Source organism: Janthinobacterium sp. CG3, assembly GCF_000344615.1.
GTDB lineage: Bacteria > Pseudomonadota > Gammaproteobacteria > Burkholderiales > Burkholderiaceae_D > Janthinobacterium.
Window position 1 is genome coordinate 4,877,230 of record NZ_KB467824.1, and the last position, 22,984, is coordinate 4,900,213.

The 22,984-nt window shown below is 66.8% G+C and carries 22 protein-coding genes; 12 read left to right on the forward strand and 10 right to left on the reverse strand.

The genetic code is table 11. The annotated features are described in order from the left end of the window. Window positions 1-12 precede the first annotated feature (12 nt). From fdxA to JANGC3_RS0121700, 4 genes are all read right to left on the reverse strand, one after another. Window positions 13-336, reverse strand: a complete 324-nt coding sequence (fdxA, locus tag JANGC3_RS0121685; RefSeq protein WP_017878589.1) for a ferredoxin FdxA — start codon at window positions 334-336, stop codon at window positions 13-15. A gap of 228 nt (window positions 337-564) precedes the next feature. After that, window positions 565-855, reverse strand: a complete 291-nt coding sequence (locus JANGC3_RS0121690) for a protealysin inhibitor emfourin (RefSeq protein WP_017878590.1) — start codon at window positions 853-855, stop codon at window positions 565-567. Window positions 856-911: 56 nt separating this feature from the next. After that, window positions 912-2,420, reverse strand: coding sequence for a hypothetical protein (locus tag JANGC3_RS0121695; RefSeq protein WP_020480971.1), 1,509 nt, complete (start codon window positions 2,418-2,420; stop codon window positions 912-914). A 352-nt stretch (window positions 2,421-2,772) separates the two neighbouring features. Next, on the reverse strand, window positions 2,773-4,053 hold the full coding sequence (locus tag JANGC3_RS0121700) for a putative Na+/H+ antiporter (RefSeq protein ID WP_017878591.1): 1,281 nt from the start codon (window positions 4,051-4,053) through the stop codon (window positions 2,773-2,775). 186 nt (window positions 4,054-4,239) lie between these two features. Here JANGC3_RS0121700 and JANGC3_RS0121705 point away from each other — a divergent pair, with 186 nt between their 5' ends. Next, window positions 4,240-4,524 (forward strand): polyhydroxyalkanoic acid system family protein, encoded by a 285-nt coding sequence (locus tag JANGC3_RS0121705; protein WP_017878592.1) that lies wholly within the window; start codon window positions 4,240-4,242, stop codon window positions 4,522-4,524. 278 nt (window positions 4,525-4,802) lie between these two features. Here the strand turns inward: JANGC3_RS0121705 and JANGC3_RS0121710 are convergent, their stop codons facing one another. After that, window positions 4,803-5,057 (reverse strand): acyl-CoA-binding protein, encoded by a 255-nt coding sequence (locus JANGC3_RS0121710; RefSeq protein WP_017878593.1) that lies wholly within the window; start codon window positions 5,055-5,057, stop codon window positions 4,803-4,805. A gap of 138 nt (window positions 5,058-5,195) precedes the next feature. Between JANGC3_RS0121710 and JANGC3_RS0121715 the strand changes: the two genes are divergently transcribed. The 3 genes from JANGC3_RS0121715 (at window position 5,196) to JANGC3_RS0121725 (ending at window position 8,153) form a co-directional block, all read left to right on the forward strand. Continuing rightward, window positions 5,196-6,665, forward strand: coding sequence for a wax ester/triacylglycerol synthase family O-acyltransferase (locus tag JANGC3_RS0121715; RefSeq protein WP_232429749.1), 1,470 nt, complete (start codon window positions 5,196-5,198; stop codon window positions 6,663-6,665). A gap of 211 nt (window positions 6,666-6,876) precedes the next feature. Next, window positions 6,877-7,374, forward strand: coding sequence for an RNA polymerase sigma factor (locus JANGC3_RS0121720; RefSeq protein WP_157406813.1), 498 nt, complete (start codon window positions 6,877-6,879; stop codon window positions 7,372-7,374). Continuing rightward, the gene (locus tag JANGC3_RS0121725) at window positions 7,371-8,153 is read left to right on the forward strand and encodes an anti-sigma factor family protein (RefSeq protein WP_017878596.1); all 783 of its coding nucleotides are present in this window, start codon (window positions 7,371-7,373) and stop codon (window positions 8,151-8,153) included. Before JANGC3_RS0121720 ends, JANGC3_RS0121725 begins: the two co-directional genes overlap by 4 nt. A gap of 31 nt (window positions 8,154-8,184) precedes the next feature. Here the strand turns inward: JANGC3_RS0121725 and JANGC3_RS29840 are convergent, their stop codons facing one another. Beyond that, a complete protein-coding gene (locus JANGC3_RS29840; RefSeq protein WP_017878597.1) occupies window positions 8,185-8,397 on the reverse strand; it encodes a hypothetical protein in 213 nt (70 codons plus the stop codon). After that, a complete protein-coding gene (locus JANGC3_RS0121735) occupies window positions 8,397-8,753 on the reverse strand; it encodes an FKBP-type peptidyl-prolyl cis-trans isomerase (protein WP_017878598.1) in 357 nt (118 codons plus the stop codon). Before JANGC3_RS0121735 ends, JANGC3_RS29840 begins: the two co-directional genes overlap by 1 nt. Window positions 8,754-8,944: 191 nt before the next feature. Here JANGC3_RS0121735 and JANGC3_RS0121740 point away from each other — a divergent pair, with 191 nt between their 5' ends. The 6 genes from JANGC3_RS0121740 to JANGC3_RS0121765 all read left to right on the forward strand — a co-directional run bounded on the left by JANGC3_RS0121740 (window position 8,945) and on the right by JANGC3_RS0121765 (window position 17,058). Then, window positions 8,945-9,925, forward strand: a complete 981-nt coding sequence (locus JANGC3_RS0121740; RefSeq protein WP_017878599.1) for a YVTN family beta-propeller repeat protein — start codon at window positions 8,945-8,947, stop codon at window positions 9,923-9,925. Between the two features lie 7 nt (window positions 9,926-9,932). After that, window positions 9,933-10,745: a polysaccharide deacetylase family protein gene (locus tag JANGC3_RS0121745; protein ID WP_017878600.1), complete on the forward strand. Its 813-nt coding sequence runs from the start codon at window positions 9,933-9,935 to the stop codon at window positions 10,743-10,745. Beyond that, window positions 10,742-11,737, forward strand: a complete 996-nt coding sequence (locus tag JANGC3_RS0121750) for a sterol desaturase family protein (protein ID WP_017878601.1) — start codon at window positions 10,742-10,744, stop codon at window positions 11,735-11,737. The genes JANGC3_RS0121745 and JANGC3_RS0121750 overlap by 4 nt, the downstream gene beginning before the upstream one ends. Then, window positions 11,737-12,564 carry an EI24 domain-containing protein gene (locus JANGC3_RS0121755; RefSeq protein WP_017878602.1) on the forward strand — a complete coding sequence of 276 codons (828 nt, stop codon included), beginning with the start codon at window positions 11,737-11,739 and terminating at the stop codon, window positions 12,562-12,564. Before JANGC3_RS0121750 ends, JANGC3_RS0121755 begins: the two co-directional genes overlap by 1 nt. A 71-nt stretch (window positions 12,565-12,635) precedes the next feature. Then, complete coding sequence (locus tag JANGC3_RS0121760; RefSeq protein ID WP_017878603.1) at window positions 12,636-13,421, forward strand: competence/damage-inducible protein A; 786 nt, start codon at window positions 12,636-12,638, stop codon at window positions 13,419-13,421. A gap of 502 nt (window positions 13,422-13,923) precedes the next feature. Further along, entirely contained in the window at window positions 13,924-17,058 is a 3,135-nt protein-coding gene (locus tag JANGC3_RS0121765; protein WP_017878604.1) for a transglycosylase domain-containing protein, read from the forward strand. A gap of 91 nt (window positions 17,059-17,149) precedes the next feature. Here JANGC3_RS0121765 and JANGC3_RS0121770 read toward each other — a convergent pair whose 3' ends face one another. Further along, the gene (locus tag JANGC3_RS0121770; protein WP_017878605.1) at window positions 17,150-17,773 is read right to left on the reverse strand and encodes a glutathione S-transferase family protein; all 624 of its coding nucleotides are present in this window, start codon (window positions 17,771-17,773) and stop codon (window positions 17,150-17,152) included. 127 nt (window positions 17,774-17,900) lie between these two features. On the opposite strand from JANGC3_RS0121770, the gene JANGC3_RS0121775 reads away from it, so the two are divergent. Continuing rightward, window positions 17,901-19,253: a TAXI family TRAP transporter solute-binding subunit gene (locus JANGC3_RS0121775; RefSeq protein WP_026133318.1), complete on the forward strand. Its 1,353-nt coding sequence runs from the start codon at window positions 17,901-17,903 to the stop codon at window positions 19,251-19,253. A 211-nt stretch (window positions 19,254-19,464) separates the two neighbouring features. Here the strand turns inward: JANGC3_RS0121775 and JANGC3_RS0121780 are convergent, their stop codons facing one another. After that, window positions 19,465-20,595: a DUF3667 domain-containing protein gene (locus JANGC3_RS0121780; protein WP_026133319.1), complete on the reverse strand. Its 1,131-nt coding sequence runs from the start codon at window positions 20,593-20,595 to the stop codon at window positions 19,465-19,467. A gap of 103 nt (window positions 20,596-20,698) precedes the next feature. Further along, a complete protein-coding gene (locus JANGC3_RS0121785) occupies window positions 20,699-21,157 on the reverse strand; it encodes a rhodanese-like domain-containing protein (RefSeq protein WP_017878608.1) in 459 nt (152 codons plus the stop codon). A gap of 388 nt (window positions 21,158-21,545) precedes the next feature. Here JANGC3_RS0121785 and glnA point away from each other — a divergent pair, with 388 nt between their 5' ends. Then, window positions 21,546-22,961 (forward strand): type I glutamate--ammonia ligase, encoded by a 1,416-nt coding sequence (gene glnA / locus JANGC3_RS0121795; RefSeq protein ID WP_026133320.1) that lies wholly within the window; start codon window positions 21,546-21,548, stop codon window positions 22,959-22,961. Window positions 22,962-22,984 lie beyond the last annotated feature (23 nt).

The following is a 22,984-nucleotide window of genomic DNA, read 5'->3' on the forward strand; positions in this document are numbered from 1 at the left end:
GCGGCCGCGCTGTCAGCGTACCAGCAGGTGGGTTTTTTCCTTGACGTCCTTGAATTCTTCGGCATCCGGCAGGGCCGCCTTGGTCTTGGTGATCGACGGCCAGTTACGCGCCAGGTCGACGTTGATCTTGATGAAGGCTTGCTGGTCGGCCGGCACATCTTCCTCGGCGAAAATCGCGTTGACCGGGCATTCCGCGACGCACACCGCGCAGTCGATGCATTCGTCCGGATCGATTGTCAGGAAATTCGGGCCTTCCCGGAAACAATCTACCGGGCAGACATCAACGCAGTCCGTGTAACGGCAGGCGATGCAGGATTCGGTGACAACGTGGGTCATAACAGTCCTATCAATATGGGGGGTGCTGTGGCGCCGGAGGGAATTCGTCGGTGCCGCTAAAGCAAAGCAGCGTATTTTAAGGCAATTCGGTATTTCTCACAAATCGGGCTTATATACAATACAAATAAGCAAATTCGTTTTATGCGCGGTTTTGCGGCCGCGGCGCCAAGGCGCGGCCGCGGCGCGGTAGCGGATTGGCGCCCTTGGTTTGGAGGCGGCCGCCGCCGTTCAGGCGGCGGCGCGGATCTGCGCCAGCAGGGTTTGCCACGCCGCGCTGGCCGGGCTGCCGTCCTCGACGAAGCTCAGCGTGTGCTGGCGGCCGTTGTCGTCGACGGTGATGTGCCAGCGCGGCAGGTCGGCGCCGATGGTCTCCGGCTGGGCCGTGGCCCGGTCCGCGAAAAAGCCGGCCCCGGCCAGCGCCGCCTCCAGCGCCTTGCCCTTGGCGCTGGCGGCGGTGTCTATGTCGTAGCGTTCGCCCTGGCCGGCGAAGCCACCGCTGCTGGTTGCCGATATTTTCATCTCGCTCCTCTTGGTTGCGTGCCGGGCCGCCGCCGCGCGGCGCCCGCGAACCGGGCTTAACCCAGCTCTTCGTTCAAGCCCCGCGCCGCCGCGCCGCCGCCGCCGCCGCCGCCGCCGCCGTTTTGTTGCGCGCCGCCGCCGTCGGGCGCGTGGCCGTTGCCGCGCAGGTTGCCGCCGTAGTCGCGGCACCACGCCGCCAGCGCCGCGCGCTCCTCGTCGAGCAGGCTTTCCGATTCGAGGTATTCGGCGCTGTTCATCGTGCCGCAGCAGGCGCGCCGGTCTTGCCGCGCGCCGGGCTGGTCTTCGGTGTAGGCCTGGAACATCAGATTGGGACCGGCCTGGCCCGTCAACGGCGTCTCGCTGAGCACTTCGCGCCGCGTGAACTGTTCGCGGATGGCGTCGCGGTAGCGCTGCGGCTTGCCGTCGGCGCTGGCGATGAGCAGCATCTGGTTGGCGACGTCGGCGTAGGTGGCGCCCATGTCCGGCGCGCCGATCAGCGCGCGCAGCAGCAGGCTGCGCAGGCCGTCGGCGACGCGGTGCAGCACCGCCGCGTCGTCTGCGACGGCCGGGTCGCGCTCGAACGCGAACACGTCGGCCAGGATGTCGTAGACGGCGCCGGTGAACACCTGCGAGATCGCGTGCACCTCGTTGCCGGTTTCGGAGAGCTTGAAGTCGTTGTCGGCGTTGCGCAAGCCGTTCGGCCGCCCCAGCGCCAGACCGAACTGTTCGGCCATGTCGGCCAGGAAGGTCTTGTCGTGCAGGTTGGCCTTGGTCTGGGCGATCACCGCCTCGACCTGGTCGAGCTGCGACAGGGCCAGGAAGATCGCGGTCAGGTCGCCGAAGGCTTCGTGCAGGCCGCCGGTTTGCGGCGGATTGCCGTTGAGCAGCCATTTCGGCTTGAGGCCGTCGAGCACCGCGTGGCCGGCCTCGTGCGAGACGATGTCGAACGAGCGGCAGGTGTAGACCCGCTCGGTGCCGCCGCTGGGGATGAAGTCGCCGAACTTGAGCGCCTTCTCGGTGCGGCTGTAGAACGCGTTCATGACGTTGGGCAGGCCGTGCGGAAACACCTTCAGCGGCGCGGTGTTGTTGGCGCTGTTCCACTGCCACGGCAACGGCGCGGCGTTGCCGCCGCTGGCCAGCGCGCGCTGGTACATGCTCAGCGTCAGGCGCACCACGGCGAAGGTATGGATCGCGTCGAACTGGTCGGTGTTGGGCGAGACCACGAAGTCGCCGAAGGCGTTCGGGTTGACCGGGGCGATGCCCGGCTCGCCGAAGGTGACGCGGGCGTCGCGCGGACCCTGCAGCACCAGGCCGGGCAGGAACACCTTGCGCGTGCCCAGGTCGCTCACGGCCGGGTCTTGCTTCCAGATCAGCACGCGCGAGCCGAGCGGCACCGCCGCCGGCGTCGACGGTTGCGGCCCGCGCGGGCGCCCCGGCTGCAGCGTCAGTTGCACGTTCTTGCGGTGCTGGCGGTACGGCGCCGACGGCGTCGGCACGTAGCTGACGGGCAGGGAGGCGCATTTCGTGAGCACGGCTTCGACCGGCACGATCACTTTTTGGTCCATATTTTCTCTCCAGAAAAGATGCGGCGCGGGCCGCGGCGTCGACGCGCCAGCGCGATCAGACCGTTCCAGTTTCACGCCTCGGTTCGAACTGAGATAGTCGGCTTCTGTCCGCGCCGCGGTTTGAGCTGGCACAAGCTTTGCACGGGCGGCGCGACGTGGCGCCCGGTGCCGGGACAGGGGGAGGGGCGCCGCGCACCGAAACCAGGGGCTGAACCCGGGACCGCGCGCTCAGTTGAGGGTTGTCGTCGGTCGGGTTAGCCCGCCAGGGCGTAACCCGACTGGCGCCGGCGGCGGCTCGGCGTCGGATGGCGCCAGGCCAAGCCGACCCGCGGCGTCAGGGTGGACCCAGTTGTTACAGCAGGAAGAAAAACGCCGCCGTGATGGTCGGCGGCAGCGCGCCCAGCAGCAGGCCGAGGGCGCCGATCGAACCGTCCTTGAAGCCGCGCCGCACCAGCGCGGCGCCGGCCGGATTGGGCGCGTTGGCGATCACGGTCAGGCCGCCGCCGGCCACCGCGCCGGCCATCAGCATGTACTTGGCCTGCTCCGACAGGCCGCTGATCAGCGAGCCGAGGTAGGTCAGCGCGGCGTTGTCGGTGATCGCCGTCAGGCCGAGCGCGCCGAAGAAGATGGCGGTCGGGCCCAGGCTGGACACCAGCGGCTGCAACCACCACTGCTGCATGCCGCCGAGCAGCACCAGGCCGGCCAGGAAGAATCCGACCAGCAGGCCCTCCTTCAGGATCAGCGGGCTTTGGTGGTGCTCGTAGGCCTTGGTGTAGCCGAGGAAGAACAGGAACAGGCCGATGAAGACCACCGGGTGGTGGGCGAAATACACCACGCCGGCCAGGAACGCCAGGTGCACCGCGCTGACGGTCCACGACATCGGCGCGGCGCCAGCCGGGGCGGCGTCGGCGCCGGCGCCGTCATCCGCGCCGGCGCCGGCGTCGCGCAGGTGCGCGCGCAGCAGGAAGGTGATGACGCTGGCGTTGAGCACGACCGCCAGCGCGGCGCGCCAGCCGAAGGTGCTGGCCATGAACGCGGTGTCCCAATGCCAGGTCGTGGCGACCATCAGCACCGGCGGCGCGGCGTACGAGGTCAGCGTGCCGCCGATCGAGACGTTGACGAACAGCACGCCCAGCGCGCCGTACTTCAGCCATTCCGGCATGTCCTTGCGAAAAATCTGCGGCGCCAGCATCAGCGCGGCCAGCGTCATCGCCGCCGGCTCGGTGATGAGCGAACCGGTCAGCGGTACCACGCCCAGCCCGAGCCAGGCCAGCGCGACCGCGGTGCGCATTGGCGCCAGCCGCGCCAGCCCGGCCAGCAGGCGCCCGACCGCGCCCAGCACCGGTTGCGAGGCGGCCACCACCATGACCACGCAGACGAACATCGGCTCGGCGAACTGGCGCGATTCGGCGTAGGCGAGGGCGGCGGGGCCGCCGGCCAGCGCGGCCATCGCCAGCAGCAGCAGCATGGCCCAGAAGCCGAACACCACCTCGACCTCGCCGAGCAGGTGCAGCAGGCCGGCGTGGCGCGGGTGGCGGTGGGCCAGCACCTCGAAAAATTTGGCGCCGAAGGTGTGCAACAGGGCCAGTCCGAACAGGACCGCGCCTAGCGTTTGCATGCTGCTCGTTTCCATCGTTTATCTTTCTTCTTTTGTCTGTTGTCGGCGCGGCGGCGGCCCGGGGCGCACGGCCGCCGCGGCGTTATTATGCTACACAACGGCGCGCCGCCGGAGGGCGGCGACGGGCGGGCACTGGCGCCGCCGCGGCCCAACTGGCATTATTCCGACTGTCTTATTTCATCTCAACAAAAGGATAGCTCGATGGCTGACATTCATATCGTTCAGGAACACGGCCTGACACCCAAAAAAGCCCGCGAGGCGGCGCAAAAAGTGGCCGACAAAATGGCCGAGGAATACGACCTCGACTGCACCTGGGAGGGCGACGTGCTGCGCTTCGAGCGCAGCGGCGTCAGCGGTTCGTTGACGCTGGCCAAGACGCAGGCGCAGATGGACTTGAAGCTGGGTTTCCTGTTCAGCGCCTTCTCGGCCAAGATCGAAAGCAAGATCACCGAAAACATGCAGACCGTGTTCGGCGGCAAAGCTTGACGGCGCGCGCGGCGCTGGCCGCGCCGCTTCGCCGCGAAGGGCGCGCAAGGCGTCCTTCGAGCCCGGCCAGGGACGTCGCCCGCCACACCGACGCGCGGGTCATCATATGGCAACAGAAAAGCGGCGACGAATGGATCGTCCAGGCGCTGGCGGCGGATAAAAATAGTCGCGGTGGAAGCGGGACGGAGGGGGCCGGCGGCGGGGGCCGGCGGTGGGCGATGGGCGATGGGCGGGGCGGGCGCCGCTGCGCGCCGGCGCCGCCCGCGCGCTAGTGCGTTTTAGTCTTTCAGATCGGCGATCAAGTCGACGTATTGCTGTTGCGCCTCTTCGGTCGAGGTACCCGTCAGGGCTGCCCAGGCGTCGTATTTGGCGCGGCCGACCATGTCGGTGAAGCCGGGGCGCGAACCGCTGGCGTCGCCGGCCGACGATTGCTTGAACAGCGCGTAAATCTTCAGCAAGGTCATATTGTCCGGACGCTCGGACAGGTTCTTGGAGTCAAGCTGCGCTTGCTCGAATTGCTCTTGTAAACTCATACGTACTCCTGTTGGCTGAAAAAATATTGCTCTGTTAATGTTGCTAGAGTAGTTTCACTAGAATCTTATCGCAACAATCCGATTCCCGAGCGACATAATAGGACCAAACCCCCGCCAAACTATAGAGGAGATGCTCGAATGTTGTCCAAAGCCCTGCCGGCCCCCAGCCGGAAAAAGATGTCCAGCGTCGACACCGCATGGCTCAGGATGGATTCGGACAGCAACTTGATGATGATCGTCGGCGTCGCCATGCTCGACAAGCCGATCAGCGCCGCGGCGCTGAAGCTGGCGCTGACGACGCGCTTCCTGGTGTTGTCGCGCTTTCGCAGCCGGGTCGTCAGCGACCTGTCGGGTAGTTGGTGGCAGGAGCAAACGGTCGACCTCGACGACCACGTGGTGCCGGCCCTGCTGGCGCCGGCGCTGCCGGCCGGCGCCAGCAACAAGCCGGCGCTGCAGCAACTGGTCGGCGCCTTGTCGCAGCAGCCGCTGGCGGCCGACAAGCCGCTGTGGCAGATGCACCTGGTCGACCATTGCGTCGGCGAGGACGGCCGCGTGCGCCAAGCGCTGATCGTGCGCATCCACCACTGCATCGCCGACGGCGTGGCGCTGGTGGGCGTGTTCATGTCCATGTTCGGTAGCAAAATCGACGTCGCCCCGGCCGAGCCGAGCCCGCGCGCGCGCGCCGCCGCCGAGGAAAACCCGTGGGCGCAGATCCTGCTGCCGCTGACCGCCACCGGCATCAAGGCGATCGACCTGTCGTCGCACCTGCTGATCAAGTCGATGGGCATGCTGGGCGAGCTCGACAAGCTGGGCGGGCAGCTCGCCGAGCTGGGCCATACGGCCGGGCAATTGGCGACCGACGCCGTCAAATTGACGACCATGAGCGAGGATACGCCGACCCGCTTGAAGGGCAAGCCGAACGGTAAAAAGCACGTGGCGTGGAGCGAGCCGCTGCCGCTGGCCGAGGTGAAGGCGGTCGGCAAGGCCTTCGGCTGCTCGATCAACGACGTGTTGATGGCCAGCGTGGCCGGGGCGCTGCGCGCCTACCTGCGCGCCAAGGGCGACGCGGTGGCGCGCGACTGCGACGTGCGCGTCATGGTGCCGGTGAACCTGCGCAAGGCCAGCCGCCGGCAAAAGCTCGGCAACGCCTTCGGCCTGGTGCCGCTGGTGTTGCCGGTCGGGCTGGAAGACCCGGTCGCCCGCCTGTTCGAGGTGCGCCGGCGCATGAACGAGCTGAAGGGCGGTTACACCGCGCTGGTGGCGATGTCGGTGCTGGGCGTGCTGGGGGCGACCCCGAAGCAGGTGCAAAACGAGGTACAGAACTACTTCGCCAGGAAGGCCACGGCGGTGATGAGCAACGTGTCCGGTCCGCACACGCCGCTGTACCTGGCCGGCAGCCAGCTCGACCAGGTGATGTTCTGGGTGCCGCAGTCGGGCGACATCGGCGTCGGCGTGTCCATCCTCAGCTACAACGGCGGCGTGCAGTTCGGCATCGTCACCGACGACGCGCTGGCCACCGATCCGGACAACATCATTCACCGCTTCGCGCCCGAGTTCGAGAAACTGGTGATGCTGGCGCTGATGGACGAGTGGCGGGAACCGGGCTGACAGGTCGCGGCGGCGGACGGTCCGGCGCGGCAGGTCAATCGACGGCTGCGACGGCTGAGACGGCCGGCAAGCTCGTACTTGCCGGCCCGCTATACCGGAGGCGCGTGCGCGGCGCCGGCGGGCCGGATGATAGTATAGGTGTCCTGATATCGATGATGGATGGCGCGGCGCGGCAACGGCGCGCGGCGCCGCGCCCGCTGAGCGGATATTGATGACCACGACCTCCATGTTGCTCCATGCCGACATTGGCGCCTTGCTGCCGCGCCTGCGTCGCTTCGCCCGCGTCCTGTGCCCGCGCCGCGACGAGGCCGACGACCTGGTCCAGATCTCGGTCGAACGCGCCTTGCAGCGCAGCGCGCAGTGGCAGCCCGGCACCCGCCTCGACAGTTGGGTTTTCCGCATCATGGCGCAGGCTTGGCGCGGCCAGCCGCGGCCGGCCGCGCGCGCCGAGCCGGCGTTCTCGGCGGACGATACCGGCGAGCGCGGCGGCGTCGCGGCCGACGCGCCCAGGCGCGCGCTGCGGCAGGCCATCGGCCGGCTCGACGACGAGCAGCGCCTGGTGCTCGGCCTGGTGCTGGTCGAGGGTTTGCCGTATCAGGAGGCGGCGGCCGTGCTGGACCTGCCGCCCGAGTCGGTGGGCCAGCATTTGCTACGGGCGCGCCAGGCCTTGCAGGGGCTGCTACCTGACCAGGCGCGGAAAATGCCATGACCTTGAGCGACGACATCCTGATGGCGTTTGCCGACGGCGAACTCGACGACGCCAGCCGCCAGGCCGTCGAGGCGGCGATGCGGCGCGACCCGGCCGTGGCGCAACGGGTGGCGCGGTACAAGGCCTTGCGCGCCGAGGTGTTCGCCGCCTTCGCGCCTATCCTCGACGAGACGCCGCCGCCGCGCTTGTTGCGGCCGCTGCGGCCCCTGCGCGGCGCCAAGGTGGTGCAACTCGACGCGGTGCGCGCCACCAGGACGGCGCGCCACGCCGCGCCGGAGCCGGTCGCCAGGGTGGCGAACTGGTCCTGGCCGGAATGGGCGGCGCTGGCGGCGGCGCTGGCCTGCGGCTTGCTGCTGGGCCGCTTCGTGCTGGCCGAGTGGCCGTCGGACCGGTTGGCGGCGGCGGCCGGCGCCGACGGCGCGCTGGTGGCGCGCGGCGAACTGGCGGCGGCGCTGTCGCAGCAACTGTCCGGCCCGGCCACGGCGGACGGCAAGGTGGCCATTGGCTTGAGCTTCGTGTCGAACCAGGGGGTGTATTGCCGCAGCTTCGTGATGGACGGCGGCGGCCGGGATCTGGCCGGGCTGGCGTGCCGCAGCGGCGCGCAATGGGCGCTGCCGGTGCTGGTGCAGCAGGCCGGGCAAGCGCGGCAGGCGGGCGCCGGGCGCGGCCGCGCCGAGGCGGCGTTGGCGGTGCAGCAGGCGGTCGAGCAGCGCATCGACAGCGCCGCGCTGGACGCCAAGATGGAACGGCAGGCGTTGCGCCAGGGTTGGCAGCGCTAACGGCCGCGGCCGGCCGCGGCCGGCCGGCGGCTTACTCGTCGCCGGAGCCGAGCACGGCGCCGCCGACTTTGACGGCGCCCTTGCCGACGGCGACGGTGGCGTCAACGGCGGTCGAGGCCACCGACACGCCCACGCCGACGACCGTCGAGGCGACCGCCACGACGACGCAGCCGCTCAAGGCCGGCAGCAGCGCCACCAGCAGCAGCGCGCTGCGCGCAACGGTAACAACGGCGGCCTGGGACATTACACGCCCAGCAGTTCGACGTCGAAAATCAGGGTCGCGTTCGGTGGAATCGCGCCGCCCGCGCCGCGCGAACCGTAGCCCAGCGCCGACGGGATGATCAGCTGGCGGGTGCCGCCGATTTTCATGCCCTGCACGCCCTCGTCCCAACCCTTGATGACGCGGCCGGCGCCCAGCGGGAATTCAAACGGGTCGTTGCGGTCTTTGCTGGAGTCGAATTTCGAGCCCTTGCTGCCGTCGTCGTTTTGCAGCCAGCCGGTGTAATGGACGACGACGTTCTGGCCCGCTTGCGCCTCGGCGCCTTCGCCGACGCTGACGTCGATGTATTGCAGGCCGGATGGTGTGGTGATTGTGGACATGGTTTTCCTTGTGTGTGGAGGGGCTAATCCTAGATTGTAGAGCAAGCAGTTACAAAGCGCTATTGGGCGTGGCCGGCGCGCGGCGCCGGCCGGAGAGCGAATTGATATCTGGGCGATATCTAGGCAATAAATCGAAGCGCATGCCCGTTTGCACGTAAAATAGCCTTTTCGGACTTTCAAGCGATTTTTTCATGTTCCGCAGTCTACGCCGTATCGTTTTTTCCAGTGTCTGCGCCATCTCGGCCGTCGCGGCCGTCTCGACGGCGCAAGCGGGTGTCGTGGTGGTTCTCAACTCGCGCGACGCCACCATCCAACTGTTGAACCAGGAAACCTTCAGCCCGATCTCCTCGATACCAGTGGGCAAGGAGCCGCACCATTTGATGGAAACGCCGGACGGCAAGTCGCTGATCGTCGCCAGTTCGGTCGGCAACGAGCTGATTTTCCTCGATCCGAAAACCGGTCAGTTGCAGCGCCGCATCAAGGACATCCTTGATCCGTATCAAATCGGCTTTTCGCCCGACCAGAAGTGGTTTATCTCCAATTCCCTGCGCCTGGACCGGATCGACCTGTACCGCTACGACGGCAGCGCGCTGACGCTGGCCAAGCGCATCCCGCTGGCCAAGTTGCCTAGCCACATGGCCTTCAACGCCGCCAGCACCATGGCCTTCATCACCCAGCAGGGCAGCGACCAGGTCAGCGGCATCGACCTGGCCACGCAAACGGTCAAGTGGACCATGCCGGTTGGCAAGCTGCCGGCCGGCATCGCCATGACGCCGGACGACAAATACCTGCTCGTCGGCATCATGGGCAGCGACTACGTCGAGGTGATCGACTGGAAGAGCCAGAAAATCGTCAAGCGCATCAAGGCCGGCGCCGGCACCCACAATTTCCGCGCGCTGGGCGACAAGCGCCACACCTTCGTCTCGAACCGGGTCTCGAACACGATCAACATCATCGACCAGCACACGCTGGAAAACGTCGGCACCATCAACGTGCCGGGCGGCCCGGACTGCATGGAGGTCAGCGCCGACGGCAAGACCATGTGGGTGACTTTGCGCTGGATTAAGAAAGTCGCGGTCATCGACTTGACCACGCGCAAGGTTGTCAAGTTGATCCCGGTCGGCCGTTCGCCGCACGGCGTGTATTTCGCCGGCCACTCGCCGCGCATTTAAGCGCGGCATGCCGATTCCGACCCCGCCCGCCCCGGCGCCGCGCGCCGCCCTGATCGCCGGCGCGCTGGCGGCGGCGCTGCAAGTGGCGGCGCCGGCCGCCGCCGCGCCGGCCTGCCAGGGCACGATTTACCTGACCTTCGACACCGGCAGCCAGTCGCAGGCCGAGCTGATCGCCAGCACGCTCGGGCGGCACCGCGTCAAGGCCACCTTCTTCCTGGCCAACGAAAAGACCAGCCGCGGCGACTATTCGCTGGACCCGTCCTGGGCCGCCTACTGGAAGGCCCGCGTCGCCGAGGGCCACGCCTTCGGCTCGCACACCTTCGACCACGTCTACCTGCGGCGCGACGCCGCGCCCGGGGCCATCGCGGTGCAGCCGCAGTTCGGCGCCAACGCCGGCAAAACGCTCCACTGGAGTGCGCGCCAGTTGTGCGAGGAAATCGAACGGGTCGACCGGCGCTTCCAGGAACTCACCGGCGCCAAGCTCGACCCGCTCTGGCGCGCGCCCGGCGGGCGCGTCTCGGCCGCCAGCATAGCCGCCGGCAAGGCTTGCGGCTACGCCCACGTGGGCTGGGCCAAGGCCGGTTTCTCCGGCGACGAACTGTCCAGCGAAGCCTACCCCAACCCGCTGCTGCTGCAACGCGCGCTGGCCAACTTGCGCGACGGCGACATCTTCGTCGCGCACATGGGCATCTGGTCGCGCCGGCAGGCGTGGGCACCGGCCAACCTGGAACCGCTGATCGTCGGCCTGCAACAAAAAGGCTTTTGCTTCGCCACGCTGCGCGAGCATCCCGACTATAAACCCCTCATGAAGCGTCCATGATCCAATTTTTAATCGATGGCTTCGGCGCCACCCAGGGCTGGCTGTTCGAACACGCCATCCAACCCTTGATTTACCAGTTCGGCTTCGGCGCATTCACCGAGGAAGCCTTCGAGGGCACCGAGTGGCTGCTGATCGGCGTGTGCGAGCTGGCGCTGCTGTTCGTCGTGCTGCGCCCGCTGGAGGCGCTGATTCCGGTGCACCAGATCAGCGACCGGCGCGCGCGCTGGAACGACTTCGTCTACACCGTGCTGCACCGCGTCGGCCTGTTCCCGCTGCTGATCTTCTTCACGCTCGACCCGCTGATGGATAGCCTGGCCGGCGCGTTGCGGCTCGACGGGGTGCACCCGGTCAACCTGGAAACCTTGTGGCCGGGCATCAGCCCGATCGCCAGCTTCCTGCTGTACTTTGTCGTGCTCGACTTCTTCGACTACTGGTACCACCGCGCCTCGCACGTGTTCAACTGGTGGTGGGGCCTGCACAGCCTGCACCACAGCCAGCGCAATATGAACTTGTGGAGCGACGACCGCAACCACCTGCTCGACGACCTGCTGCGCGACGTCTTCATGGCGCTGATCGCGCTGGGCATCGGCGTGCCGCCCGGCCAGTACGTGTTGCTGGTGTCGGTCTCGCGCATCCTGCAAAGTTTGCAGCACGCCAACGTGCGCATCCATTTCGGGCGCGTCGGCGAACGCCTGCTGGTGTCGCCGCGCTACCACCGCATGCACCACGCCATCGGCGTCGGCCACGAATCGAAGGGCAAGGGCAGCCTGGGCGGCTGCAATTTCGCCGTCCTGCTGCCGATCTGGGACATCGTCTTTCGCACCGCCAACTTCACGGCGGAATACGCCGCCACCGGCGTGCGCGGCCAGTATCCCTACATCAACGCCGCCGGCAAGGCGATCCCGGGGCGCGACTACGGCCGCGGCTTCTACAGCCAGCAATGGCTGGGCCTGAAGCGCATGCTCGAATACATGCGCCGGAGCCCGGACTGATGCGCGCCGTGCTGAACGCCTATGGCCGCGCGCTGCTGTCGCAGTTGCACGGCCGCATGATCTTGCTGAGCCTGATCCCCTTCGCGCTGTCGGTGGCCCTGTGGGCCGCGTTGCTGTGGCTGGGCCTGCAACCGCTGGTCGACGCCCTGCACGGCTTTTTCGTCGAGCACGACGGCTTTCGCCTCAGCGGCGGCGTGCTGGGCGCGCTCGGCCTGGGCATGCTGAAGACCGTCATCGTGCCGCTGATCGCCATGTTCCTGCTGCTGCCGCTGATGATCTTGACGGCGCTGCTGTTCATCGGCGTGGCGGCGATGCCGGCGGTCGGGCGCCACGTCGGCGGGCGGCATTTCCCGCAACTGGAGAAAAAGCGCGGCGGCAGCTTCGCCGGCAGCCTCAAGACCAGCTGCGGCGCCTTCCTGGTATTCGTGCTGGGCTGGTTCGTCACCTTGCCGCTGTACGTCTTTCCGCCGCTGGCGCTGCTGGCCCAGGCGCTGCTGTGGGGCTGGCTGACCTGCCGCGTCATGGCCTACGACGCGCTGGCCGACTACGCCAGCGAGGACGAGCGGCGCGCGCTGATGCGCACCCGGCGCTGGCCCCTGCTGGCGATCGGCCTGGTCTCGGGCGCGGCCGGCTCGCTGCCCGGCCTGTTGTGGATGGGCGGCGCCATGTCGGTGGTGTTCTTCCCCTTCCTGGCGATGCTGGCGATCTGGTTGTATGTGCTCATATTCATCTTTACCGGCCTGTGGTTCGCCTATTTCTGCCTTGCGGCGCTGGGCGCGCTGCGCGGCGCCGGCGGCGCCGGGGAAGCGGCGGCGGCCGAGGCTTGAACGCGCCGGGCGCCACGGCCGCTAGCGCGGGCTTTGCAATCCCTACTTTCGACTATCACACAGGAGCGGCTATGGCTATCGGACTGATCATCATCGGCGACGAAATCTTATCGGGCAAGCGGGTCGACCAGCACTTCGCCAAGGTCGTGCAACTGCTCGGCGCGCGCGGCCTGCAACTGGGTTGGGCCGAATACCTGGGCGACGAGCCGGAGCGCATCGCGGCGACGCTGAAGCGCACCTTCGCCGGCGGCGACATCGTGTTTTGCTGCGGCGGCATCGGCGCCACGCCGGACGACCATACCCGCCAGGCCGCCGCCACGGCGCTGGGCCGGCCGCTGCGCCTGCACCCGGGGGCCAGGGACAGCATCCAGCAGCGCATCCTGGAGGTGGCCGCCGAGGCCGGCCGCACGGTCGACCTGGAGGCGGCGGACAATCTGCACCGCCTCAAAATGGCCGAGTTCGCCGAGGGCGCCGAGCTGATCCCGAACCCGTACAACAAGGTCGCCGGCTTCGCGCTGGGCACGCATTACTTCGTGCCGGGCTTCCCGGTGATGGCCTGGCCGATGATCGAATGGGTGCTCGACACCCACTATCCGCAGCTGTTCAACCGCGACGCCCGCACCGAGCAGGCGGCGCTGGTGTTCGAGGCGGCCGAGTCGACACTGACGCCGCTGATGGAGGCGCTCGAGGCGCAGTTCGCGCTGGTGAAGGTGTTCAGCCTGCCGCACGTGGGCGACGCCAAGACGCGCCGGCATATCGAGCTGGGCGTCAAGGGCGAGCCGGCCCAGACGGCGGCCGCCTTCGCGCTGCTGTGCGCCGAACTGGAACGACTGGAGGTCGAGTACACGGAGATTTAATAACAAAATACTAGCGTCGGAAAACCCCGCTTTCTGGAGGACCGATGCGGCGCTGGCCGAATCCGGGACGCGCCGTTGTTTTTTTGCGAAAATCTCAACTGAAGCGGGTTTTTTATACACGCCACCCGGTCGCCGCGGTGCCGATGTGGTGGAATGGTAGTGCGACGCCGGCATGCGCCGGCGCCACGGCCGAACATTTCCAACCGACCGACAGTTTTACGCTCACTGAACCACGACTGACAGGTTTGACACATATGGGCACCTCCGAGAACCTGCTGCGCGTCGCCACGGCAACGCGCGCGTACCGTGTGCGACGCGCGTCGCGCGGCGGTGCGGCGGCGCCGGGGGCCGGCATATGTTAAGCAACCGCCGCTTTTCCCGCCCGCGCGTCGTGGTGCGCGCGGTGCGCAAACTGCGCGCCGGCGCGGCCGCGTTGCGCTACGGCCGGCCGCGGCCAGTCCCTTTTACCCATTTGCATCCTATGACACAAACAAGCGCACATATGGCCCCGGCCGACGTTCCGGTCCCGCCGCAGGAAGACGCCCCGGCGCCGCCAGCGGCGCCGAAAAAACCCCGCCGCCTCAAGGCCATGTTGCTGTTGATCCTGCTGGCGCTGCTGCTGGCGGCGGCCTGGTGGGGCGTGCGCGAAAGCCGCACCTCGGCGATGCAGGCGCGGTTCTTCACGCAACTGGTCGGCAAGCTCAAGTACACGGTCGAGGCCGGCCCTAGCCCGGCCGCGTCGATCCGTTTCCCGCAAGACAGCCCGTACGACGAGCGGCTCGGCTACGCCAACCTGCCGGACTTCCTCGGCAAGCTCAAGAGCAAGGACTACCTGGTCACGTCGCAGGCGCGCTTCTCGCCGAAGATGGTGGAACTGGCCGACATGGGCGTGTTCGCCACCTACCGCGAAAAGACCAAGGTCGGCCTGGCCATCCTCGACTGCCGCAGCGAGCCGCTGTTTACCGCCAGCTATCCGGAGCGCGTCTACAACGGCTTCGCGCACACCCCGGCCATCCTGGTGAAAAGCCTGCTGTTCATTGAAAACCGCGAGCTGCTCGACCCGACCTATCCGAAGCGCAACCCGGCGGTCGAGTGGGACCGCCTCAGCAAGGCCGTGCTCGACAAATCGCTCAACACGCTGGGCGGCCACCGCGGCGGCGGCGGCAGCACGCTGGCGACGCAGATCGAGAAATACCGCCACTCGGCCGAGGGCCGCACCGGCTCGATGAAGGACAAGCTGCGGCAGATGGTCTCGGCCACCCTGCGCGCCTACCAGCAGGGCGAGGACACCACCGAGGTGCGGCGGCAGATCGTCGTCGACTACCTGAACACGGTGCCGCTGTCGGCCAAGCCCGGCTACGGCGAGGTCAACGGCATCGGCGACGGCCTGTGGGTCTGGTACGGGCGCGACTTCAACGAAGTCAGCGGCGAGCTGAAGGGCAAGCTCGACCAGCCCGGCAGCGCGCTGGCCTACAAGCAGGCGCTCAGCCTGCTGATCGCGCAGCGCCGGCCGTCGCACTACCTGGGCGCCGGCGACGAGGATCTGGAAGAGCTGACCAACAGCCACCTGCGCCTGCTGGCCCAGGCCGGCGTCATCACGGCGCAACTGCGCGACGCCGCCACCGCCGTCAAGCTGCACACGGCGGCCGCCTCCGGCGCGCAACTGGCGCAGCCGATTTCCTTCGTCACGCGCAAGGCTTCGAACGCGGTGCGCACCCACCTCGGCGGCCTGCTCGGCGACGCCCGCCTGTACAACCTCGACCGGCTCGACCTGAGCGTGGTCAGCACGCTCGACGCGCGCGCCCAGAAGGACGTCACCACCGTGCTGCGCCAGTTGCGCGACCCGGAGGCGGCCAAGGCCGCCGGCCTGACCGGCAAGGGCATGCTGGGCAACGGCGACCCGGCCAACGTCGTCTACAGCTTCACGCTGCTGGAAAAGGGCGAGCAGGTCAACCGCCTGCGCCTGCAGACCGACAACTTCGACCAGCCGCTCGACATCAACGACGGCGCCAAGCTCGACCTCGGCTCGACCGCCAAGCTGCGCACGCTGGTGACGTATATGGACATCGTCGCGCAATTGCACAAGCGCTACGGCGGCATGGACGCGGGCGCGCTCGGCAAGGCCGTGGTCGACCCCAAGGACACGCTGTCGCAGTGGGCCATCGGCTACTTCAAGGCGCTGCCGCTGGACCGGGGCCGCGACCTGCCGGCGATGCTCCAGGCCGCGCTCGAGCGCAAGTATTCGGGCGGCCCGGGCGAAGGCTTCTTCACCGGCGGCGGCGTGCACTACTTCAACAACTTCTCCAAGCTCGACGACAGCCGCATCCTCACCGTGCGCGAGGCGTTGCGCCAGTCGACCAACCTGGTGTTCGTGCGCCTGATGCGCGACGTCGCGCGCTTCTACATGTTCCAGACGCCGGGCTCGTCGGCGTCGCTGCTGGCCGACTCGGACGACCCGCGCCGCGCCCTCTACCTGAGCCGCTTCGCCGACAAGGAAGGGCGCGAGTTCCTGCAGCGCTTCTACCAGAAGTACAAGGGCAAGAACGCCGCCGAGCAGGAAAAAGTGCTGCTCGGTAGCATACGCGCCACCCCGGTTCGCTTGAGCAATATCCACCGCTCGATCGCCCCCGAGGCCAGCCTGGAACAGTTCGCCGCCTTCCTCAAGGACAACCTGCCGTCGCAAAACGAAGTGCCGGCCGAGCGCGTGGCCAAGCTGTACCAGCAATACGCCATCGGCAACTGGTCGCTGGCCGACCGCGGCTACCTGGCCAACGTCCACCCGCTGGAACTGTGGATGGTCGGCTACCTGCGCGGCCACGAGGGCGCGACGCTGTCGCAAATGGTCGCCGCCAGCGACAAGGAGCGCCAGGAAGTGTATAAATGGCTGTTTTCGACCCACCGCAAGCACGCCCAGGACCGGCGCATTTCGGAATTGCTGGAACTGGAGGGCTTCCTGGAAATCCACCGCCAGTGGAAAAAGATGGGGTATCCGTTCGACTCGCTGGTGCCGTCCTACGCCACCACGCTGGGCGCCTCGGCCGACCGGCCGGCGGCGCTGGCCGAAATGATGGGCATCCTCATCAACGGCGGCGTGCGCAAGGCCAGCCAGCGCATCGAATCGCTGCACTTCGCCGCCGGGACGCCGTACGACACCACCGTCAAGCGCGCTACCAGCAGCGCCAACGAACAGGTGCTGGCGCCGGAAGTGGCGCGCGCGGTGGTTGACGCGATCGCCGAAGTGGTCTCCAACGGCACCGCCAAGCGCGTCAAAAGCGCCTTCGTCAAGGCCGACGGCAGCGTCATCCCGGTCGGCGGCAAGACTGGCACCGGCGACCAGCGTTTCGACGTCTACGGCGGCGGCGGTCGGCTGATCGAGTCGCGCTACGTGAACCGCTCGGCCACTTTCGTCTTCAACATCGGTGAACGCTTCTTCGGCAGCATGACCGCCTATGTGCGCGGCCCTGACGCCAAGAACTACGACTTCACCAGCGCGCTGCCGGTGCAGTTGCTGGTGGTGCTGGCGCCGAAACTAATGCCGCTGATCGAGCCGCCGGCGCCGGCCGCCGGCGCGCTGCTGAAGACCGCGGCCGGCCCGGCGCCGGGGCCGGCCGCGCCGGCGCAATGCGTCGGTGGTTGAGGGGAAGTGAGAGGGCCGCGCCAGTGAACGGAAGCGGCGGCCTTACACCGGGGTCGGACCCTCGGGGGCTGACCGCGGTGCGGCGCCGGCGTTACGGCGTGCCGTTGCGCCCGTGCAGCATGAAGCCGGGGCGCTGGCTCAGGCGTTCGTAGTAGGCCGCCACGGCCGGGTAGTCGGGCCGCTTCATCGGCGTCATGTACCAGCGGTTCACCGACAGACCCAGCACCACGTCGGCCAGCGTGAAGCCGGGTCCGGCCACGTACTCGCCGCCGCCCTGCAAATGGCGCTCCAGCATGGCGGTGTGCTTGACCCAGTTGGCCATGCCGGCCTCCAGTTCGGCGGCGTTGCGGTGCTGCGGACTCTCGCGCACCAGCGCCATGAAGGCGTACTTCCACGAATTGTTCAAGTCCGTGGCTTGCCAATCCATCCATTTTTCGACGTGGGCGCGGGCTTGCGGCGCGCGCGGCAGCAAGTCCTCGCGTTCGTGCCGCGCGCACAGGTAGCGGCAGATGGCGTTCGATTCCCACAGCACGAAGTCGCCGTCCTTGATGACGGGTACTAGCGCGTTCGGGTTCATTCGGAGAAATTCCGGGTCGGCGGTAGACCGGAACCCCGCGCCCCAGTCTTCGCGTTCAAAGGGAATGCCGATTTCGGCGCAGGTCCACAGCACTTTGCGCACGTTGATGGAAGACGCCTTGCCCAGTATTTTCAACATAAACTTCCCTGTTTAATGAACATCGTTCCACTGTACCCGAATTGACGCAGCGCCGCATGGACAAGCCCCTTGCATAGTTGCGCAAATATTGGCATGGTATCAACCCATGAAACCTATGCGCTATACCATGTCCAAAATCCTGACGTTCACGCGTTTTTCGGTGCGCGACCTGCTCGTCACCGCCGGCCCCACCATCGCCGTCATCGTCGCCGTCTGCGCCGTCGCCTACTGGCTGGTCGACCCGGCGCCGCCGCGCAAAGTGAGCCTGGCCACGGGCCAGGACAACAGCGCCTATAGTGAATTCGGCAAGCAATACGTCGCCGCGCTGGCCAGGCACGCCATCGTCGTCACGCCGCAGCCTTCGCTCGGCTCGCAGGAAAACCTGCAGCGCCTGAACCAGGGCGCGGTCGATATCGCCTTCGTGCAAAGCGGCTCGACCGAACAGGCCGAGGCCGAGCGCAAGGGCTTGATTTCTCTGGGCAGCTTGTTTACCGAGCCGGTCTGGCTGTTCATGCGGGAGGAAAAATCGATCAATCAGTTGACCCAGCTCAAGGGATTGAAAATTAATCTGGGACCGGAGGGCAGCGGCGTGCCGCGCCTGTTCAAGCAGGTGCTGGCGGTCAACGGCGTCGAGGCGGCCGACCTGGTCATCGGCGGGCTGGAAAACACCCCGGCCACCGTGGAATTGCTGGAGGGGCGCATCGACGCGCTGGTGTTTAGCTCGGCGCCGGAGGCGCCGCTGATCCAGATGCTGCTGCAAACGCCGGGCATCACCCTGTTCGACTTCGCCCAAGCCGAGGCCTACACCCGGCGCCTGCCGTTCCTGACCCATGTGACCTTGCCGCGCGGCATCGTCGATCTGGGCCGCGACCTGCCGGGCCAGGACTACCAGTTGATCGCGCCGACCGCGACCCTGGTCGCGCGCGAGGACTTGCATCCGGCGCTGATCGACCTGTTCGTCCAGGCCGCCGGGCAGATCCACGGCGGCACCGGCTGGTTCCAGCAGCAGGGCCAGTTTCCGTCGGCGCGGTATACCGAAATTCCGGTGGCGCGCGAGGCCGCCAAGTTCTACAAGGATGGCGCGCCGATGTTGCAGCACTACATGAGTTTCTGGCTGGCCAATTTCTTCGACCGCATGTGGGTGCTGGTGGTGGCGCTGGGCGCGCTGATCCTGCCGCTGTCGAAGGTGGTGCCGCCGCTGTACGTGTGGCGCATCCGTTCGCGCGTGTACCGTTGGTACGGCCAGTTGCGCACCGTCGAGCAGGCGCTGGAGGAGGCGCCGGAGGAACGCCGCGCCGAGATCTACGCCGAGCAACTCAAGCGCCTGAATGAAATCGAGGAAATGGTCAACCAGATATCGATACCGCTGTCGTTCGCGGACGGCCTGTACGGCCTGCGCAGCCACATCAACTTCGTGCGCCAGCGCGTGCTCGGCCTGATGGCCGGCAACTCGGCGGAAGCGGCCGTCGTGGCGGATTGAGCCGGGGTTGGCCCCTGATACCGCTACGTTAAGGCTTTGCGTAGGTCGGCGTAGCCGGAACCGCGTAACCCGACTGGCGTCGGCAGCGGCTCGGCGTCGGATTACGCTGTCGCTAATCCGACCTACGGAAGCTCAAGGTAGCGGTATTAGGGGCGGGCCCGAGGGTCGGACCCGCCGGCGGCGCCGCGGTTTTAGGCGCGGCGCGGGCGTCTCATTTCACGCTGAGCACGGTGATCAGCGCCAGGAACAGCAGGAACACGCTGCCGACGACAAACAGCAGCAGCGCGGTGCGCCACAGCGCCGCGCGGCGGCTGATGCCGTAGGCGCCGCGCAGTTGCACAAACATGTGCAGCGGCGGCGCGAGCAGCAGCAAGCTGATAAACAAGGTGTCGGCGTCGAGCTTGGCGAGCACCGCCAGTACGCTGAACAGCAATGACATGAAGCACAGCGAATACAGCGAAAACACGGCGTGGTCGTACATGGTGATGTCGCGCCGGCGCACGAACATCAACCAGAGGAAGGGCAGGGTGATCGGCACCAGCGCGAAGGAGAACTTGTAGGCGGTGTTCTTCAGCTTGTAGAGCATCAGGTCGGGGTTCTTCAGCGCGCGTTTGAGCGGCAGGCCGATGCTTGGATCGTCGGTCGTGATGATGCTCGACCAGTCGCGCCGCTCCTCTTCCGGCGCCGCCGTGGCGGGGGCCGTCCCCGCCGCCGTCTTTCGGGCGGCCTTGGCGTCGAATTCCTGGAGTATGTTTTGGTTCAGCGCCAACGCGGCGCGCTCGCTCTCCAGTTCGCTGCGCGCTGCGGCCAGGTCGGCGTGGCTCGGCTCGCCGCCGGCGCGCGCCTGCAGCTTGGCCAGCGCCGCCTCGGCGCGGCCGACTTCGGCCTGCTTGTCGGCCACTTCGTCGACCAGTCCGCTCCGCGACCCGGTGTTGCCCGGCCCCTTCACGTTGATGCTGCCGCTGGTGTACGAGAACACAAAGAACATCAGGAAGATCATGAACAGGAACAGGCCGAGCGGCGAGACGTAGCGCGCGCGCTGGCCGTTGACGTAACGCCGCGTCAGTTGGCCGGGCTGGGCCACCAGCATCGGAATGGTGCGCCAACCCTTGGCGTCGAAATGCAGCATGCCGTGCAGGACTTCCTCGCCCAGGTGCAGCAGGGAGCGATGCACGTGCGCGGCCTGGCCGCAGGCGTGGCAGTATTGTCCGCTCAACGGCGTGGCGCAATTGGCGCAATTGGCGTCGTGCTGGCCTGCGGCCTTGCCGCCTTCGCCTTCGATAGCGCTGGCCGCCAGCCCGGCCGTGAGCAGCGCGCCGACCGATTCGATTTCCATACTCATCCCGCGCTCCAAGTAGTTGTCGCGCAGATTGTACCGAAATAATCGATGAGATTATTGTAAAACCAAGCTTTCCTTATGGAATTAGTCGAAACCCTCGAATGGTTTACGCGCCCAGCCAGGGCAGGCCGCACTTGCACCAGCCGGCCACGTGTTTGCGATGGCCGTGTTCGTCCTTGTCGCCCTCGAAGCCTTCGAGGATGTCGAAGCAGTGCGTGTAGCCGTTTTCGGTGGCCAGCTTGGCCGCATGGCGCGAGCGCACGCCGGAACGGCACAGGAACAGCAGCACCTCGTCCTTGCCGGCGGCGGCGGCCAGTTGCGCCAGGAAGTCGGGGTTGGCCGCGCCGCCCGGGTAGGTGCTCCATTGCACCGCGCCGTGCTGGGCGGCGGGAATATCCACCCGGCCGACCCAGTCGCGCTCGGCGTTGGTGCGCACGTCGATCAGTTTGATGGCCGGGTCCGCTTCCAGCAGCGCGTGCGCCTCTTGCGGCGTGACGGCGCCCGCATAGGGTGCGGGCTGGATGCGGGCGCGCGCGGCGCCCAGGATGTCGGCGACAAAGCTCATGGTATTTCTCCGGTCGGAGTGGAAGAAGGATGGCTTGATTATAGTGCGCGCCGGACGCTTCGTCGCGGCCGGCGCAATGCACCGCAACGATGCGTTTTTGGCGTTTTTGAAAAAAACGCACAAGGATAGTGCGATAATCGTTTTTTGCACTTCTTTAGTGCGTTATTGATGTGGCGCAAAGTAGTGCAAAAAAGTTCACGAAGGCGGAAATACCGCTGTCTTTTCAAGCGCTTGCCGGCGGACTCGGCAATTTGCCCGGGCTACCGGGGCTGGCATGGAATCTGCTATCATTTCATTGAGTTTTGGTCGCACGCAATGTTCGCTTGGCGCCGCATGATCAGCCAGTAAGACATGGTCGGCTCACCCCACATTTATTTAGGAGATACGCATGGCAATGACAGCCGCAGAAGTCTTGAAAATGGCAAAAGACAACGAAGTGAAATTCGTTGATTTCCGCTTTGCCGACACCCGTGGTAAAGAACAACACGTGACTGTTCCCGTGTCGCATTTCGATATGGATAAATTTGAATCCGGCCACGCCTTCGACGGTTCGTCGATCGCCGGCTGGAAGGGCATCGAAGCGTCCGACATGATCCTGCTGCCGGATCCCAACACGGCCAACATCGACCCGTTCATGGAAGAGACCACCCTGTTCATGCAGTGCGACGTGATCGAACCGTCGGACGGCAAGGGTTACGACCGCGATCCGCGCTCGATCGCCAAGCGCGCCGAAGCCTACCTGAAATCGTCGGGCCTGGGCGACACCGCCTACTTCGGTCCCGAGCCGGAATTCTTCATCTTCGACAGCGTGCGCTGGAAAATCGACATGTCGGGTTGCTTCGTCAAGATCGGTTCCGACGAAGCCTCGTGGTCGACCGGCAAGGACATCGAAGGCGGCAACAGCGGCCACCGTCCTACCGTCAAGGGCGGCTACTTCCCGGTGCCGCCGGTGGACAGCTTCCAGGACATGCGTTCGGAAATGTGCCTGATCCTGGAATCGCTGGGCATCCCGGTCGAAGTGCACCACCACGAAGTGGCCGGCGCCGGCCAGAACGAAATCGGCACCCGCTTCTCGACCCTGGTCGAGCGCGCCGACTGGACCCAGAACATGAAGTACGTGATCTGGAACGTCGCCCACAGCTACGGCAAGACCGCCACCTTCATGCCTAAGCCTATCGTCGGCGACAACGGTTCCGGCATGCACGTGCACCAATCGGTATGGAAAGACGGCAAGAACCTGTTCGCCGGCGACGGCTATGCCGGCCTGTCCGATTTCGCCCTGTACTACATCGGCGGTATCATCAAGCACGCCAAGGCGCTGAACGCCATCACCAACCCGGGCACCAACTCGTACAAGCGTCTGGTTCCAGGCTACGAGGCGCCGGTCAAGCTGGCGTACTCGGCGCGCAACCGCTCGGCCTCGATCCGCATCCCGCACGTGGCCAATCCTAAGGGCCGCCGCGTCGAAGCGCGCTTCCCGGACCCGCTGGCGAACCCGTACCTGTGCTTCGCCGCGCTGCTGATGGCCGGCCTGGACGGCGTGCAGAACAAGATCCACCCGGGCGAAGCCGCCTCGAAGGATCTGTACCATCTGCCGCCCGAGGAAGACGCGCTGATCCCGACCGTCTGCGCCTCGCTGGAAGAAGCGCTGGACGCGTTGAACAAGGACCGCGAGTTCCTGACCCGTGGCGGCGTGTTCAGCGACGCCATGATCGACGCCTACCTCGAATTGAAGATGCAGGACGTGCAGCGCATGCGCATGACCACGCATCCGGTCGAATTCGACATGTACTACTCGCTGTAACGGCGCCGCGCCGGCCCGCTGCC